Raw genomic sequence first — 15,230 nt, 5'->3', positions numbered from 1 at the left:
TATGCCACAGCTAGGACTCTACACCGCGACGGAGAACGAACTCGGGGCCGTCCAGCGGGCCGCGGGCGAGGTCGACGCCGACCTCGTCGTGCGCTCGGAGAGCGACCTCGACGACGAGCCAGCGGTCGAGGCGTTCGTCGACGAACTGACCGACGCCGACGCCGTCGTCCTCTGGCTCCACGGGGCCGAGGACAGCATGCCCGGCTACGACCTCGCTGTCGAGCGGTTGCGCGAGGCCGGCGTCCCGCTCGTGGTGAAAGCGACGGGCGACGCCTTCGCCTTCGAGGACACGTCGGTTCCGGACGAGCACCGCGACACCGTCTACGACTACCTCGACAAGGGCGGGGCGAGCAACGTCGCCAACTGCCTCCGCTACCTCGTGGCGCAGTACGGCGACGCCGACCCATCCTACGACGAGCCGGTGACACTGCCAACGGAAGGAGTGTATCACCCTGACCATCCGGGCGCAAGCATCGACGAACTGCGGGCGACGTTCGACCCGTCGAAACCGACGGTCGCCGTGTGGTTCTACGAATCGCACTGGACACACGAGAACACCCGCTACGTCGACGCGCAGGTCCGGGCCATTGAGGCCCACGGGGCGAACGCGCTCCCGATATTCTGTGAACCGGCGACCGACGCCGAGGGCCAGTGGAACGCCGAACAGGTCACTGAAGAGTGGCTCCTCGATGCTGACGGCAACCCGCTGGTCGATGCAGTCTGCTCGTCGTTCATGTTCTCGCTGTCGATGGACGAACGCGGCCGCAGCGCCGACGACGAAGGCCAGAGCGCCGAGGACGTGTTCCTCGACAAACTCGGCGTTCCGGTCATCCAGACCGTGACGACGATGCGCTCCCGGTCCCGGTACGACAGCAGCGATACGGGCGTGATGGGCTTCGAACTCGCGCTTTCGGTCGCGCTGCCGGAGTTCGACGGCAACGTCATCACCCACCCCATCTCGGGCAAGGAGCGGACCGACGACGACGCCGATATCGGGAGCGCGCCGAAACAGCACTTCCCCATCGACGACCGCATCGACCACGTCGCGCGGCTGGCGGTCAACTGGGCCGAACTGCGCCACACCCCGAACGACGAGAAGCAGGTCGCCGTCGTTCTGCACAACTACCCACCCAGCGACGACGGTATCGGGACCGCCTTCGGGCTGGATTCGCCCGAGAGTACAGTGAATCTGCTGGAGGAACTGGATGCTCGCGGGTATGACCTCGGTGATACGATGCCCGAGAGCGGCCAGTCGCTTGTCGAGCGCTTGACCGCCCAACTGACCCTCGACGACCGCTGGGTTGCGCCCGAAGACGTGCGCGAGCTGAGCGTCGACACCGTCTCGCCGACCCAGTACGGCGAGTGGTTCGAGATGCTTGACGACGACTTCCGTGAGAACGTCGTTGAGGAGTGGGGCGACCCGCCCGAGCGCCCGTTCGCAATTCCCGGCGTGGAGTTCGGCAACGTGCTCGTGACAGTCCAGCCCCCACGCGGGTTCGGCATGGACCCCTCGAAAGTGTACCACGACTCGGACCTCCAGCCGCCCCACGACTACGTCGCGTTCTACCGCTGGCTCCGCAACAGCTACGAGACGGACGCTGTCGTTCACCTCGGGACCCACGGCAGTCTGGAGTGGCTGCCGGGCAAGACTGTCGGGCTGGACGGCGAGAGCGCACCGGACCAGCTCATCGACGACATCCCGAACGTCTACCCGTACATCGTCAACAACCCCGGCGAGGGAACGCAGGCGAAGCGGCGCTCCTACGCCGCCATTGTTGACTACCTGACCCCGGTGATGGCCAATGCCGGGACCTACGACGACTTGGCCGACCTGGAAGAACTGGCCGACCGCTACCGCGAGGCCGGCATGGAAGACGCCCGGACCGACGACGGCGAGCACCTCGCCGAGCAGCTCCGCCAGACCGTCGACGAACTGGACCTCGCCGTCGAACTCGGCATCGCCGGCGAAATCGACGAGAAGGCCGACGTACGTGGCCCTGACGAAGCCGGGTCGACGCTCGCTGAGGGTGACGTGGCTGGCGACGACCTCGACATTGACGCCCTCGTCGAACGGGTCCACGAGTACCTCACCGACGTGAAGACGACGCAGATCCGGAAGGGGCTGCACACGATGGGCGAGCCGCCGGCCGACGACCGACTGGTCGACTACCTGGTCGCGCTCACACGCCTCGAGAACCCCGGCGCGCCGTCCCTGCGCGAGAGCGTCGCTGGCGTGCTGGGCGTCGACTACGACAAGCTCCGGAACGCCCCCGGCGAGTACGACGAGGCGCTGGGGATGACCTACGCTGAGGCCGCCGACCACGTCCACGAGACCAGCAAAGACCTCGTCCGGACGCTGGCCGAGCACGACTTCGACGTGCCCGAGAGCGAACTCGAAGACAACACCTCGGAGGTGAATATGAACCTTCTCGTGGTCGACATCGAACCGCTCGGGGATGCCCGCGTGCGGTCTGGCGCACACGAGGACCTCCGCGAGGCGCTGGCCTACATCTGCGAGGAGGCGGCCCCCCGGGTGGCCGGCGCAGCCGACGAGATTCCCCGCACCGCCGACGCGCTGGCGGGCGAGTACGTCCCGCCGGGGGGCTCCGGCGCGCCGACCCGCGGCGGCGTCGACCTGCTCCCGACGGCCCGGAACTTCTACACGCTGGACCCGCGGAAGGTCCCGGCCAAGACGGCGTGGGACGTGGGCAGCGAGGTCGCCGACGGTGTACTGGAGCGCCATGAAACGGACGAAGGCGAGTACCCCGAGGAAATCGGCGTCGTCGTCTGGGGCACGCCGACGGTTCGGACCCGCGGCGAGACAATCGCACAGGTGCTCGCGCTGATGGGCGTCGAACCGATCTGGTCCGACGCCGGCCGCGTCGAGGACGTGGAACCGATTCCGCTCGAGGAACTCGGCCGGCCGCGTATCGACGTGACGACGCGTGTCTCCGGCCTGTTCCGCGATGCGTTCCCGGCGGCAGCGGGGGTCGTCCACGACGCCGTCGACGCCGTTGTCGACCTCGACGAACCCCACGAGATGAACTACGTGAAGAAACACGTCGAGGAGGAGACCGACGACCTTGTCGCCGACGGCATGGACGAGGGCGACGCCGAGAGCGCGGCGAAACACCGCGTCTTTACGACCCGGCCGGGCGGCTACGGGGCCGGGACGAACAAGGCCGTTGACGAGGGTAACTGGGACGACCGCTCGGACCTCGCCGACGTGTACGTCCAGTGGGGCGGCTACGCGATGGGGTCACGCGGCCGAGTGAGCGACGCTCACGACGCATTCGAGCGCCGTCTGTCCTCTGTCGACGCGACGGTCAAAATCGAGGACACCGCCGAGCAAGACGAGTTCGACTCCTCGGACTGGTACGCCTTCCACGGCGGCTTCATCTCCGCGGTCACGGAGATTGCCGGCGAGGAGCCGAACTCCTATGTCGGGGACTCCTCGGACCCGGACAACGTCGACGTGTACACCAACGAGGAGAAAGTCCGGAAGGCGATGCGCGCCCGCGTGCTCAATCCCTCGTGGCTCGACTCGATGGAGGAACACGGCTACAAGGGCGCTGGGGACCTCTCGACGACGGTCGACGTGGTGCTGGGCTGGGACGCCACGACCGACGTGGTCAGCGACACCCTCTGGGAGGACGTGGCCGAGCGCTACGCCTTTGACGAGGAGCGACAGGACTGGCTCCGGGACGTGAACCCCTGGGCGCTGGATTCGATCACCGACACGCTACTCGAAGCCATCGACCGCGGGCTCTGGGACGCCGACGACGAGACCCGGGACCGCCTGCGGGACCTGAATCTGGAAGTTGACGGTGACCTGGAGAGCCGAGCGACGGGGGGTCCGGAGCGAGGCTCTCCGAACGAGCGAGCGGGGAGCAGTGCGACCCGCGAGCAGGACGAGGAGGTGACTTCAGATGACGACTAACACGGACGATGCGACAGACGGTGACGCGAACAGCGACGACGGCTTCGAGGAGTACGCCGACCTTGGCGCGACCACCTCGAACGCAATGGACATCGCGGAGACGTCGATGGACCGCGTGCGCGAACTCGTCCCGGACGAGACGCTGGCCGACCGCATTCGCCAGAAGTCTGTCCACGCGACCGGCGACCCAGAGTTCCAGCACCTGATGCGGTTCACCGGGACGGACGACGACGAACCGGTCCGCGCGGGGGCGCGGGCCGTGCTGGACGTACAGCCCATCGTCACTGACATCACGATGGTCAAGGCCGGCATCACCGGCCGCGGCCACGACTGCCCAGTTCAGAAGGCCATCGGCAACGGCGCGGAGCTGGCCGCCGAAACCGGGATGACACGCACGGCCGCGTCAGTGCTCGAACTCGACAAACAGGGTGTCTACGACGGCGCTATCGCCGTCGTGGGAAATGCCCCGACAGCGGCGCTCGCGCTGGCAGATTGTATTGAGGACGGCACTCGGCCGGCCGTCGTCGTCGCCACGCCTGTCGGCTTCGTCAAGGCTGCTGAGAGCCGGGAACGGCTCCGCGAGGTCGCCGCCGAACATGGCGTCCCGACCATCACGAACGTCGGCCGCCGCGGCGGGAGCGGGCTGGCCGCCGGGCTGACGAACGAACTGGTGCACGTTGCGTCGGACGTGCGAGAGGGGGTGGTCGATCTATGACCTCCCCCCTCGGGACGAGTGAGCGGGGAGAAACGACCCGTGAGCCGCGATGGAGTGGTCTCCATAGATGACTGAGAACGACGACTACGACCTCGATTCGGGACCGGACCCAGCCGATATTGCGGCGAGCGCGCCCGAGGACCCCGACGCCGACCGGCCGGTCCACGCCGTCGGCATCGGCCCGGGCAACCTCGATTTCCTGACGCCGCGCGGCGAGGAGGCGATCCGCGAGGCTGACGTTGTCGTCGGCTTCGAGACAGTCGTCGAGTTCGTCGCCGACCGGACCGATGCGGACCTCCTGACCTGTGGTTACCGGGACGAACTCGACACGCTGGACGCCTTTGCCGAGCGCGTGGCCGGCGGCGAGCGCGGGACTGCGGTCGCGATGGGCGACCCGAACCACTCTGGCTACCAGTTCGTGGGGAAGGTCCAGCGTGCCGTCGACCGTCCGGTTCGTATCGTGCCGGGCATCTCCTCGCTCCAGATCGCTGCCAGCCGTGCTCGGACGCCGATGGAGGACACGACATTTGTCACGCTGCACAAGAGCGGCGACCTCTCATCCGATCTCGACCGGCTTCGGAACGATGCGGGCGACCGACACCTGCTCGTGCTGCCACGCCCCTTCGACCTGATGCCCGAAGACATCGCAGCCGAACTGTTGGATGCCGGCAGCGACCCCGAGCTACCGGCGCTGGTCTACGAGCGGCTCACCCACGATGACGAGGCTCGGACCGCAACGACGCTCGGCGACCTTGCGCAAGATGCTGGCGGCAACAGCAAGGACGACACACGGTTCTCGGATCTTTCGGTGTTTGTCGTGCGGCGGGAGTGAGGTCGTACTGCGACAGTCGCTATTAGCTGACCGCAGCCGACCCAGCCTGTCGCCGTCTGTACTCGTTGATCAACCGGAACGCGAGTACGTACCCGACAGCCGCGAACATCACGGCCAGAATGACGTTTCCTGTCCATAGTCGGACCAGCACGTCGCTACCCATCGAGACAGAGACACCGTCAAACGACAGGCCGGGCACTGGCCCTAGAATCTGGTTACCGAGCCAGAAGCTCGACGCGTACACGCCCCACTTGACCGGCGGATTGAGTATCAGGACGGACGCGAACAGCGCGACCTTGCTGAGCTGTTTGAACAGGTACGCGAGGACGAGGAAGGCGATAAAGCCGGTGCCAAGCGTCGGTAGTGCGGTGAGGAACACGCCGACGCTGAAGCTCATCGCGACTTCTCGCGGCGAGTGGTCTTCTATCAGCGCAGCCACCAGCTTCTCTTTGACCTGATCCCGCGTCTGCGCTACTCGTCGGCGAACCATCTATGTGCCAGAACGTACCGTGGGTACAAATCGCTTCCTCTCGTTCTGAGTCCGCGGTTCTGCCGCTGCGACAGCCCTAATCACCCTCGCCGTCGGTCGCCATCGGCCGGTTTGTTGCGGCCAGCGTCGCCTCGAAGGTCTGCGGTGTGCGTGTGTCGGCCATCGTCCGCGCCGTCTCGACGGCGGTCGCGACGGCCTCGGTGACGAGCGGGTGGTCACCCAGTGTGTCGGTGTAGGCGAGCCCGCCTCTATCGAGGTCGAGTTTGGCGGGGATCTGTGACTCGGTCGCGTCGGTTGGCGCGAGAAAGAGCGGCACGGCGACAGCGTGGTCGTGGGCGAGGTTGTACCTGACACATTCGACAGCCGGGTTCTGGAGCAGATAGCACGGTTCGACCTCGCCGAAGGCCGAGCGCTCGCGCAGGCGCTCGGCGTGGTACTCCGTCACCTGCCGCTGATACGGTTTGCCGCTGGAGCCGAAGGCGACGAGCGCGACGGAGGAGTCAGCGGCTTCCGGGACCGCAGCGGCGGCACGGTCACGGATCGCTTCGGTCAGTAGCGGGCTGCGACCGACTGGTTCACAGTAGTGCGTTTCAGCGTCGATTTCGTCGAGTGCCGCCGGCACGTCTGTGACTGTTGAGTGGTCGTGCGCGACGGTCATCGGCAGCGCGAACACGCGGTCGGCATCGATGGCTACCAGTTCGTCGCGTAACTCCCGACGGGGTTCGTGGTCGTAGGTCAGCACCGTCACGTCGGTTGCTACGCCGCGCTCGCGCAGGCGGCGAGCGTGTGTCTCGAAGGGCGTAGCGCGTGACGTGTCCCGACCGATGAGCAGGAGTGTGTCGTGTGGCATTGGTAGCTCCCAACGCTAAAACAAGCTGAGTTGTTTTAGCGAAAGTTGGCTTGCCTGAACGTTGGCAGGAACCCACTAATACCTTTGGGTCCCGCCTATCGGGTGCCGGCGACCCGCTAACTGAGGTCCGGGCACAGAGGCTTATACGCAGTCGAACGCAATCCCGGCGTATGGACGTGACCGAGAGTGACCTGCCCGGCGTCGGAAAGAAACACGAGGTAAACATCGGCGGTGGACAGCAACTGGTCGTCGTGACCCACAACACGGGCACTCGCGAACTGTACCTGAAAGAGAGCGCGGACGCCGACTCCGAGAAACTCCTCGAACTCTCGGACCGGATGGCCCGACTGGTCGGCACGATACTCGAAGGCGCGTACTTCCAGCCGGTCGAATCCAGCCACGTCGAGACGATGCTGTCGGAAGGGACGCTGCTCGAGTGGTACGCGGTCGAGGCGGACTCGCCACTGGTCGGCGAGACACTGGCCGGTGCTAACGTCGGCCAGCGAACCGGCGTCACCGTTGTCGCGATACAGCGCGGCGACGATGTCATTCCCGGCCCCACGTCGACCGTCGAAATCGAGGACGGCGACACTGTTGTGGTTATCGGCGAACGCGACAACTGCGAGTCATTTGAGAAGCTCTTGGCCGGGGACCTGTAGATGGTCAGAACCGAGTCGCTGGGGGGCTGCTGTCGTGGCTGACCTGCTCGGCATCGGTGTGTTGTTCGCCGCCGTTGCAGCCGCTACGCTCGTCGCGGTGTGGCTGAACAAGTCGGTGATCCCGTTGTACATTGTCATCGGGATGGTACTGTCGCCGTCTGTCGCGGGGCAGGTTGCCGTCGCTGGCTACGGTCTTCCGGTCGTCGAATCCTCGGAGTTTATCGAACTCGGCGCGGAGCTCGGTATCGTCTTTCTGCTGTTTTTCCTTGGCTTGGAGTTCAATCTGGACCGGCTGCTGGACAGCTGGGAGCGCATCACCAGAGCGGGGACTATCGACCTCGGCATCAACTTCGGTGTCGGGCTCGTGCTCGGGTTCGCGCTGTTTCGGGACCCGCTTGCGGCCTTTCTGGTCGCCGGCATCGTTTACATCTCCTCGTCAGCTATCATCACGAAGTCGCTTATCGACCTCGGCTGGATCGCCAACGACGAGGCCAACCCAATGCTCGGGACGCTCGTGTTCGAGGACCTGTTCATCGCGGTGTATCTCACAATCGCCGCCGCGCTCGTCACCGGTGGGTCCGACCTCGGGGCCGCCGCGACCTCTGTCGGCGTCGCGCTCTCATTCATCGTCGCGCTCCTGCTGCTGGCCCGTTACGGGACGCCATGGTTTGAGCGGGCCTTACAGACGACCTCGAACGAGTTTACTGTGGTGCGAGCCGTCGGTATCACGGTTTTCATCTCCGGACTTGCCCTCGCCATCGGCGTTAGCGAGGCCGTCGCCGCGTTCTTCATCGGGATGGCCTTCGCCCCGACCACTCACACGCACAAGCTAGAACGACTGCTGGAGCCCCTCCGCGACACGTTTGCGGCGGTGTTTTTCTTCTGGATCGGCGTCGAGACCGACCCGCGACTGTTCGCCGGCGTCGCAGGGCTCGTCGTCGCCGCTATCGTCGTCACGACACCGACAAAAATCCTGTCGGGCTATCTGAGTGGCCGTGCGTACGCCCTCACCCCGCGCCGGTCAATGCGTGTCGGCCTCGGGATGGTCACTCGTGGTGAGTTCTCCCTGATTATCGCCGCCGTTGCCCTGACCGGGGCAGGCACGTCACTGTCGACCGAGTTGGCAAACGCCGTCTACTCGTTTACCGTCGCATACGTCCTTCTCATGAGTATTCTCGGCACAATGCTGATGCAGTACTCGGCTCCCTTCGAGGCGTTCGCGACGGCTCGGTTCGGAGCGGAGTAACGACAAAAACGAAGGGCGGACCTACAGTTCGCTGTCGGGAACGACCACGACCTTCCCGAAGCCTTCGCGGTCCTCGATTATCTCGTGTGCCCGGGCGATTTCGCTCATCGGCAGCGTCTCGCGGACTCGCGGCTCCATCTCACCCTGCCAGACCAGATCCAGCACTTCATCAGCCTGCCCTGGGGTGGCCATCGTCGAGCCGATGACCTGCAACTGATTCCAGAAGATGCGGTTGATGTCCGTTTCCGGGTTGCCGCCAGTCGTCGCCCCGCAGGTGACGACCCGGCCGCCCTTGACGAGGCTCTTGAGCGAGTCCTGCCAGGTCTGTGCGCCGATGTGGTCGACGACCATGTCGACGCCGCGGCCGTCGGTCAGGTCCCGAATCTCGCCCGCGAAGTCCGTCTCCTCGTAGTTGATTGTATGGTCCGCACCCAGTTCTTTGGCGTAATCGAGTTTCTCCTGGCTGCTGGCGGTCGCGAACACCTCAGCGCCGGCGTGGTCGGCAATCTGGACGGCGGCGTGGCCCACACCGCCGGACGCACCGAGCACCAGTACCGACTCGCCGGCCTTCAGGTCGCCGCGGTCGCGCAGCATCCGCCAGGCGGTCTGGAACACCAGCGGCGATGCGGCGGCTGTCTCCCAGTCGACGCCCTCGGGGACTGGGGTGAGATTCTCCGCCGGCACGGCGGCGTACTCGCTGTGGACACCCCGGACGTGCTCGCCGATGATGTGGAAGTCCGGCGCGAGTGTCTGGTCACCCTTGCGACTGAACTCGTCGCCGCCGCCGCTCTTGCCGGCGAGGACGGCCACCCGGTCGCCCGGTTCGAACCGCGAGACACCGTCGCCGACCTCGTCGACAACACCCGCGGCGTCACTGCCCGGAATGTGTGGCATCTCGAGGTCGATGCCGGGGAGCCCGCGCCGCGTCCAGATGTCGAGGTGGTTCAGCGCGGCCGCCTTCACGTCGATGACCACCTCATCGCGGCCCGGTTCGGGGTCGGGAAACTCGCCATACTCAAGCACATCACGGTCGCCGTGACTGTCGAACTGAACGGCTTGCATCGTCATCACTTCCCGTGGCTTGGTTATAAACGCCAGCCTCCCGGACGATACTGAGCGTGGTTGCTCCTCTGGCGGTATTCAGCCTGTGCGTATATATCCCTATAGCCTTCTACTTCAAGATTATTTGCATACATAATGGGATAAGTGTCTACAGTGAAACCGCTCTTACCGCTTTTCACTCTCTACGTGGCTAGATATACTAGAGACAAACCTAGAAAATGAGTATGTATCTCTCGAAAATACCTTATTCGGATAGCTGGATATACTTCTTGGTATTACAGACCTATCTGCGGTTGGTGTGTGCTACTCCCAACCATTGCTGGCCTGATGAGGAGCATACTTACCGCTCGAATCCGTTCTATATGCCACCAATGGCACACATTTCAAACACACCCGTCGGCCGCTTTTGGGGCGCTTCGACACCCGATTGCGTGGGTCCTCGCTGTAGAGCAGTGGTGACCGACCGATGAATCTCTCACTCGTCATCGTCGCGACGATGACCGGCGTCGCTACCGGCGTCGTGTTCGGACTGCTGGATGTTCCCATTCCGGCCCCGCCGAACCTCGCCGGTGTCATGGGAATCCTCGGAATCCTCGTCGGCTATCGCCTCATCGAGTACTTCGATGTCGGCGTCAGCCTGCTGTCGTTGCTGAAAGTCTGAGCAACGACACGGCGTTTTTCGAACCGAATCGTACTCTCTCCCGTTCTCAGAACGACGGTGACGGCAGTGACTACACCGCTGCCGTCAGTGGTCTGCGTGCTCGGTTCCGTTGTGCTGGTGAGTGCTTTCGGTCCCGCTGTGGTCGGTTTCAGCGTGGTCGTGGTCGCGCGTGCGGCGGCCGTGGTACGTGTCGAGCGTCCGTTCGAGCAGCGCGGTCCGCGTCTCGTGGCCCTCGGCGACCGGTTCGACCCACCGCGATTCGGTTCGCCAGTAGCCCATCACGTCGCCGGACGGCTCGATTACCTCCGCGTCGAGGCCTTCGACCCCCCAGTCGTCCGTGTACGCCTGGATGAACGAGACGACGACCGTCTCGATGCCGGCCGCGAGTTCGTGGCTGCGCGTGCTCTTCGTGACGTAGGTCAGCCTGATGCGACTGTCTTCGACGGCGAGGGAGTCAATATCGACGAACCACTCGCGCAGGTGGGATTCGAACGCGGCGAGTTCGGTGTCGGCAGCGATATCGGCTTCGTCGTCACTACCGTCGTGGCTGTGTCCATCGCCGTGGTCGTGACCGCCGTCTGTGTGCGTGTGGCCGTGCGCCTCGTCGTGGTGTGCCCCATCGCCTGCCTGTGCGGGCGTTTCACTTGTCTCGGACGTTGCCGCCGAGCCGCCAGCTCCGGTCTCGCCCGGCTGGCCGTTCTGTGTACCGCCGAGGCTGCTACAGCCGGCGCTGGTCACCGCAGCCAGCGCGAGGGTTCCGAGGAACCCACGCCGACTCCGTCGCTGGCTGGTGTCCCGCATGGCTCAGGTCCTCCGCCGCGTTGCGAGCAGCGCTGCACCGATGAGTGCAAGCAGCGTGACGACGGCGGTGAACCCGGGTCCGGACGCGGCGGTCGTCTCTGACTCCGCGGTTGCAGTGTCATCCACCGCCGTTGCTGCTGACTCGCCCTCGGTGTCTGGCGCGGCAGTCGCCGTGGCTCCGCCGGACTCGCCGTTGCCGTCAGTCCCGGATTCGGCTTGCTGACCGGCCGAAATCCAGACTGGGCTAGTCAGCGCTCGGTCGCCGTCTTCGTCGACGACACGGAAGGCGACCCACGCGTTCCCGTCGATATCAACGTCGGTGCTCATGGTGTCGTTCGTGCCGTCGAGCGTGACGTTCGAAACGGTCGTGCCGTTCCGAATGACCTCGGCGTAGGCCAGTTCGTCGAGGTTCCGGACCGTTGCGGACGCCTCTACGGACGACCCGGCGGTCGTGTTCACGGTCTCGCCAGGCATCCTGTCCTCGACGGTGAACTCGACGGCCGGACCGTACGTCGCGTACGTGTGCCCGTCTTTCACTGACTGGGCCCACTTGTCAGGCGTGACGGTCCCCTCGACGTATGCCCGGGTGCGGGCGCTCCCGTATTTCGCCGGGAAGCACTGCGAACAGTGGTCGTCGCTGACCCCGGTCGCGGTGATGTCGTAGCCGTTGTTCCAGAGGGTGAACAGCCCCTGCACGCTCGCGGCGTCGGACTCGCCGTACGGGCCGTTGTACGCCTCGATGGCGTCGACCATCGGGAGGTACTCCTCGTGCTGTCCGGGCGCGCTGTCGAGGCTGACGAAGCGGTCACCCGGATGGTTGATCTGGAACACCGTCGCGTTGTGTCGGCTGCGGGACTCCTCGATGAACTCCACGAGGGTCCTGTCGGAATCAATCATCTCCTCGCCGTGCAGCGGATAGGGGTTGAAGTGCCCGAGGTCGCCCGTGGTGATCTCCTCACTCCGGACGAACATGATGTCGCGCTCCTGTGCCTGTGACTGCATCGACCCCCAGCCGCCGATGGCGTTGTGGTCGGAGATGAACACTGCGTCAACGCCCGCCGATTTCTGAATGGCGACGAAGTTGTCGATGGGCGTCTTGCCGTCGAAGCTGACGCTGCTGTGGGCGTGGGGGTCGATGCCGACCCAGTTGCGTTCGCTTGGGTCGAGTTCCTCGGTGAACGTCGCGTTGACGCTGACCGATTCGCCGGGCGTCACCGAGATGTTCTTCTCGACCGGCTCGGCGATGTAGCCCGTCCCGTGGTTGAACACCAAGGTGTAGTTACCGGGCGGGAGCTGGAACGAGGCCGTGCCGGCCGGCGTCGTCCGGGTGTAGACGGTCTGGACCGCGGTGCCGCCGTCGAGCACCGTAATCCGGGCATCGGCGGGGCTGACCTCGCCCTCGTCGTCTATCGTTGCGGTGACGTTGACGGGAGCCGGTCCTTCTAGCGAGTCGAAGTCGGCGGTTGTCGTTTCGCCGCCGCTGACGGTGACGGACTTGGGCTCTGATGCTGCGAACCCGCTGGCATCGGCCGTCAGCGTGTACTCGCCGGCGGGGAGTTCGAGTTCGTACGTTCCGGTCTCCGAGCCGACGGTGTAGGTGAACGCACGGTCGTCCTTCGAGGCGGTGACTGTAGCCTGTGAGACGGACTCGTTGTCCGTACTCTCGATGCTGCCGGTCACCGTCCCTGTCTCGGTTCCCTGCTGCTTGTTGTAGTACTCGCTGGTCGCGCTACTTGACCCATCTTCGCCGACGAAGAAAGCGAACTCCGCTGACCGCGTTTCGCCGGGGTCGAGGCGGTGTTCGAGCCACGGGTCAACCCAGGTTGTGGACCCCGTGTACGAGGTAAATGAGCCGTTCCCGCCCCAGACACCGTAGCTCACGCGGTCACCGGTGAGCGCGGCCCAGGGCTGGTCGAGCGTGTCGGCACTCACTGGTGGCGAGCGCGTCTCTTCGATCGTTCCCGAGCCAGGGAGCCAGGTCGACTGCCCCTCGGAACTCAGTGCGGCCCCGCTCTGGAGGCGCTCGGAATCGTTGATCGGGAGGCGCTGGTCGCCGCCGTTTTCCATCGTGGTGTTGATCCAGATGTGGCTGGAGTTGGCTGGCAGCGTGTACGTCGTCGTAATCGAGACGTTCGGATTCGTGCTGACGTGGCCAGTCGCGGTGACGACTGCCGCGCCGTTTGGCCCGGTTGCGTTCTGGCGCTCGAAGGACTCGTAGACGGGCCACGTCCCGAAGTTGTTGAACGCGAACTCGGCGACACCGATCTGGTCGGTCGTCAGCCCGTACGCGTTGGCGTCGTAGATACCGCCCGGCAGCGTGCCGAAGGGTCCGTTCGTCTCGGTACCGATGGCGGCGGCAACTTCGCTGTTTTTCAGCACAATCGTCTCGTTTGCTGGCGTCTCGCCGCCCTTGACTCGCTCGCCGGTGACGGCGACCGGCTTGTCCGGTCGCTCGACGTGGCCCGACGAGGCCAGCCACTTCACCGTCCGGAAGAGGAACGGCCGCGTATCGGTTTGCTGGTGTTCGGCCTGCCACTCGTCGGTGAGATACGTCGTGAGCGACTTCTGACTGCCGAAGGCGACGACGCGGCCGTTGTCACCGATATCCCACGTCGCGGCCGCACCAACGATGCGCTCGCCACGGGGGTACTCCTTCTCTGTCGTGGAGTAAGTGTACTCGTAGGTATCGCTGTCACCGTACAGCAACGGGGCCTGCGTCCCGTTGTCCGTGTCGGTCACGTTGAGACTGACGCCGTCGTACTCCACGGTGTCCACGTTGTTCATTATCGGATGCTGGCCCGTGTTGTGGAGCACAACTCGCCACTCGTAGTCTTCGACTGTCTTGTTGGTCGGGTCCTGAATGTTCCGGAGCCACTTGTCGCTCTCGCCGTTGAAGTGGAGTCCGTACGGGTTGGTGATGTCGTTGAGCTTGCCGGCGTGACCCTGTAGCGGTGAGGTCCAATCCCCGACGACGAACAGGCTGCCGCCGTTTCTGACGTATTCGTCGATCGCATCCTGTTCGGCCTCGCTATAGGCCGTCTGAGGGACGGGAATAACGACCACGTCGTAGTCCGACAGCCCGTTCGCGGCCGAACTGTTCCACGAGGTCAGCCCGCCGGTCGTCGACCGTTTCGTGTCGACGTCGTACCCGCGTTCGCTGAGTCGGTTTGCGAACTTCGTGAACGTCGAGCCCTGATGACTCCCGTCGATCAACACGTCGACCCCGGCCCCACTGTTGTTGAGATCGACCGAATTATCAGGCACTGGACAGCTACTGTCAAGCTGACAGGTCGCCCCACCAGCTGCGGCTGTCTGTGTCGCTGTCTGGCTATTCGCCGTTACCAACTCGTTTTGCTCGCTCGGTACAGCAGCGGCACTTCCAAGGAAGCCGGTGCTGACAACCGACAGAACGAGTAGTACGCTGAGTAGTACTGGTCGTATGTGATTTCTGTTCATCACTTCCCGTACAGTATTATGACTATATAGTTAAAATTTGTGATAGACGTACTATTTCCGGATACTGACTGTTGTCTGTAATGAACGACCAACTTCGCCTCGTCCCTTCGAACCGTGGCTCGGATTTCGACTCTGGGGATGGACCTACTCTTTGCTGTCCCCTGCTATTACACCGCCTGGCCAGTATAAGACGGCGTTGACGGACACACCTGATCTGTCGGCCACACATTCCGACACACCGATTGTGGTAGCGACGATGGCCCGACAGATCGTCCACAGGTCTGTCTACAGCGGTGCTTCCGTGTTACATCCGGTACGTACCAGCCTTTAAGACCCGATGGGCGGAATTTCGGAGGTATGTCACGCAAAGTCTTCTTTGATACGGACCCTGGCTGCGACGACGCGGTCATGCTGGCGATGGCGCTCGGTCACGATGCAATCGATGTTGTCGGTCTCTCGACTGTCTGCGGGAACACGACTATCGAGAACACGACGCGAAACGCCCACGCGATACTGGG

Annotated in this window: 12 protein-coding genes; 7 read left to right on the top strand and 5 right to left on the bottom strand. The window is 64.4% G+C overall.

What is annotated here, in order from left to right; translation table 11 throughout:
* The first annotated feature begins 1 nt into the window (after window position 1).
* The 3 genes from cobN (at window position 2) to G9463_RS11130 (ending at window position 5,487) form a co-directional block, all read left to right on the top strand.
* Window positions 2-3,940 carry a cobaltochelatase subunit CobN gene (cobN, locus tag G9463_RS11140; RefSeq protein ID WP_165896740.1) on the top strand — a complete coding sequence of 1,313 codons (3,939 nt, stop codon included), beginning with the start codon at window positions 2-4 and terminating at the stop codon, window positions 3,938-3,940.
* A complete protein-coding gene (locus tag G9463_RS11135) occupies window positions 3,930-4,655 on the top strand; it encodes a precorrin-8X methylmutase (protein WP_165896739.1) in 726 nt (241 codons plus the stop codon). The genes cobN and G9463_RS11135 overlap by 11 nt, the downstream gene beginning before the upstream one ends.
* Window positions 4,656-4,722: 67 nt before the next feature.
* On the top strand, window positions 4,723-5,487 hold the full coding sequence (locus G9463_RS11130) for a cobalt-precorrin-7 (C(5))-methyltransferase (protein WP_165896738.1): 765 nt from the start codon (window positions 4,723-4,725) through the stop codon (window positions 5,485-5,487).
* Window positions 5,488-5,509: 22 nt separating this feature from the next.
* Here the strand turns inward: G9463_RS11130 and G9463_RS11125 are convergent, their stop codons facing one another.
* Both G9463_RS11125 and G9463_RS11120 read right to left on the bottom strand, forming a co-directional pair.
* The gene (locus G9463_RS11125; protein ID WP_165896737.1) at window positions 5,510-5,977 is read right to left on the bottom strand and encodes a DUF2062 domain-containing protein; all 468 of its coding nucleotides are present in this window, start codon (window positions 5,975-5,977) and stop codon (window positions 5,510-5,512) included.
* A 76-nt stretch (window positions 5,978-6,053) separates the two neighbouring features.
* Window positions 6,054-6,827, bottom strand: coding sequence for a CbiX/SirB N-terminal domain-containing protein (locus G9463_RS11120; protein ID WP_007189681.1), 774 nt, complete (start codon window positions 6,825-6,827; stop codon window positions 6,054-6,056).
* A gap of 170 nt (window positions 6,828-6,997) precedes the next feature.
* On the opposite strand from G9463_RS11120, the gene G9463_RS11115 reads away from it, so the two are divergent.
* Together G9463_RS11115 and G9463_RS11110 are read left to right on the top strand one after the other, a co-directional pair.
* Window positions 6,998-7,486, top strand: a complete 489-nt coding sequence (locus G9463_RS11115) for a cation:proton antiporter regulatory subunit (protein WP_004964894.1) — start codon at window positions 6,998-7,000, stop codon at window positions 7,484-7,486.
* 34 nt (window positions 7,487-7,520) lie between these two features.
* Window positions 7,521-8,732: a cation:proton antiporter gene (locus G9463_RS11110; RefSeq protein WP_165896736.1), complete on the top strand. Its 1,212-nt coding sequence runs from the start codon at window positions 7,521-7,523 to the stop codon at window positions 8,730-8,732.
* Between the two features lie 21 nt (window positions 8,733-8,753).
* On the opposite strand, the gene G9463_RS11105 is transcribed toward G9463_RS11110, so the two are convergent.
* On the bottom strand, window positions 8,754-9,794 hold the full coding sequence (locus tag G9463_RS11105; protein WP_004964888.1) for a zinc-binding dehydrogenase: 1,041 nt from the start codon (window positions 9,792-9,794) through the stop codon (window positions 8,754-8,756).
* Between the two features lie 466 nt (window positions 9,795-10,260).
* Here G9463_RS11105 and G9463_RS11100 point away from each other — a divergent pair, with 466 nt between their 5' ends.
* Window positions 10,261-10,455, top strand: coding sequence for a XapX domain-containing protein (locus tag G9463_RS11100; protein WP_004518274.1), 195 nt, complete (start codon window positions 10,261-10,263; stop codon window positions 10,453-10,455).
* A gap of 84 nt (window positions 10,456-10,539) precedes the next feature.
* Here G9463_RS11100 and G9463_RS11095 read toward each other — a convergent pair whose 3' ends face one another.
* Window positions 10,540-11,256, bottom strand: a complete 717-nt coding sequence (locus G9463_RS11095) for a hypothetical protein (RefSeq protein WP_127013782.1) — start codon at window positions 11,254-11,256, stop codon at window positions 10,540-10,542.
* Between the two features lie 3 nt (window positions 11,257-11,259).
* Entirely contained in the window at window positions 11,260-14,712 is a 3,453-nt protein-coding gene (locus G9463_RS11090; protein WP_165896735.1) for a CehA/McbA family metallohydrolase, read from the bottom strand.
* A gap of 357 nt (window positions 14,713-15,069) precedes the next feature.
* Between G9463_RS11090 and G9463_RS11085 the strand changes: the two genes are divergently transcribed.
* Window positions 15,070-15,230 (top strand): nucleoside hydrolase (locus G9463_RS11085; protein WP_193569598.1); only part of this gene is annotated, 161 nt, incomplete at its 3' end.

Source organism: Haloarcula sp. JP-Z28 (assembly GCF_011440255.1).
Taxonomy (GTDB): domain Archaea; phylum Halobacteriota; class Halobacteria; order Halobacteriales; family Haloarculaceae; genus Haloarcula; species Haloarcula marismortui.
Note: the sequence above shows the minus strand (reverse complement) of the source record. Positions and strands in the feature narration are given on the sequence as shown.

What these genes read in the sequence shown, in the direction of transcription:
- G9463_RS11125 (WP_165896737.1), bottom strand. Translation starts at nt 5,977, where the DNA reads ATGGTTCGCCGACGAGTAGCGCAGACGCGGGATCAGGTCAAAGAGAAG.
- G9463_RS11115 (WP_004964894.1), top strand. Translation starts at nt 6,998, where the DNA reads ATGGACGTGACCGAGAGTGACCTGCCCGGCGTCGGAAAGAAACACGAG.
- cobN (WP_165896740.1), top strand. Translation starts at nt 2, where the DNA reads ATGCCACAGCTAGGACTCTACACCGCGACGGAGAACGAACTCGGGGCC.
- G9463_RS11130 (WP_165896738.1), top strand. Translation starts at nt 4,723, where the DNA reads ATGACTGAGAACGACGACTACGACCTCGATTCGGGACCGGACCCAGCC.
- G9463_RS11090 (WP_165896735.1), bottom strand. Translation starts at nt 14,712, where the DNA reads ATGAACAGAAATCACATACGACCAGTACTACTCAGCGTACTACTCGTT.
- G9463_RS11120 (WP_007189681.1), bottom strand. Translation starts at nt 6,827, where the DNA reads ATGCCACACGACACACTCCTGCTCATCGGTCGGGACACGTCACGCGCT.
- G9463_RS11135 (WP_165896739.1), top strand. Translation starts at nt 3,930, where the DNA reads ATGACGACTAACACGGACGATGCGACAGACGGTGACGCGAACAGCGAC.
- G9463_RS11095 (WP_127013782.1), bottom strand. Translation starts at nt 11,256, where the DNA reads ATGCGGGACACCAGCCAGCGACGGAGTCGGCGTGGGTTCCTCGGAACC.
- G9463_RS11100 (WP_004518274.1), top strand. Translation starts at nt 10,261, where the DNA reads ATGAATCTCTCACTCGTCATCGTCGCGACGATGACCGGCGTCGCTACC.
- G9463_RS11105 (WP_004964888.1), bottom strand. Translation starts at nt 9,794, where the DNA reads ATGCAAGCCGTTCAGTTCGACAGTCACGGCGACCGTGATGTGCTTGAG.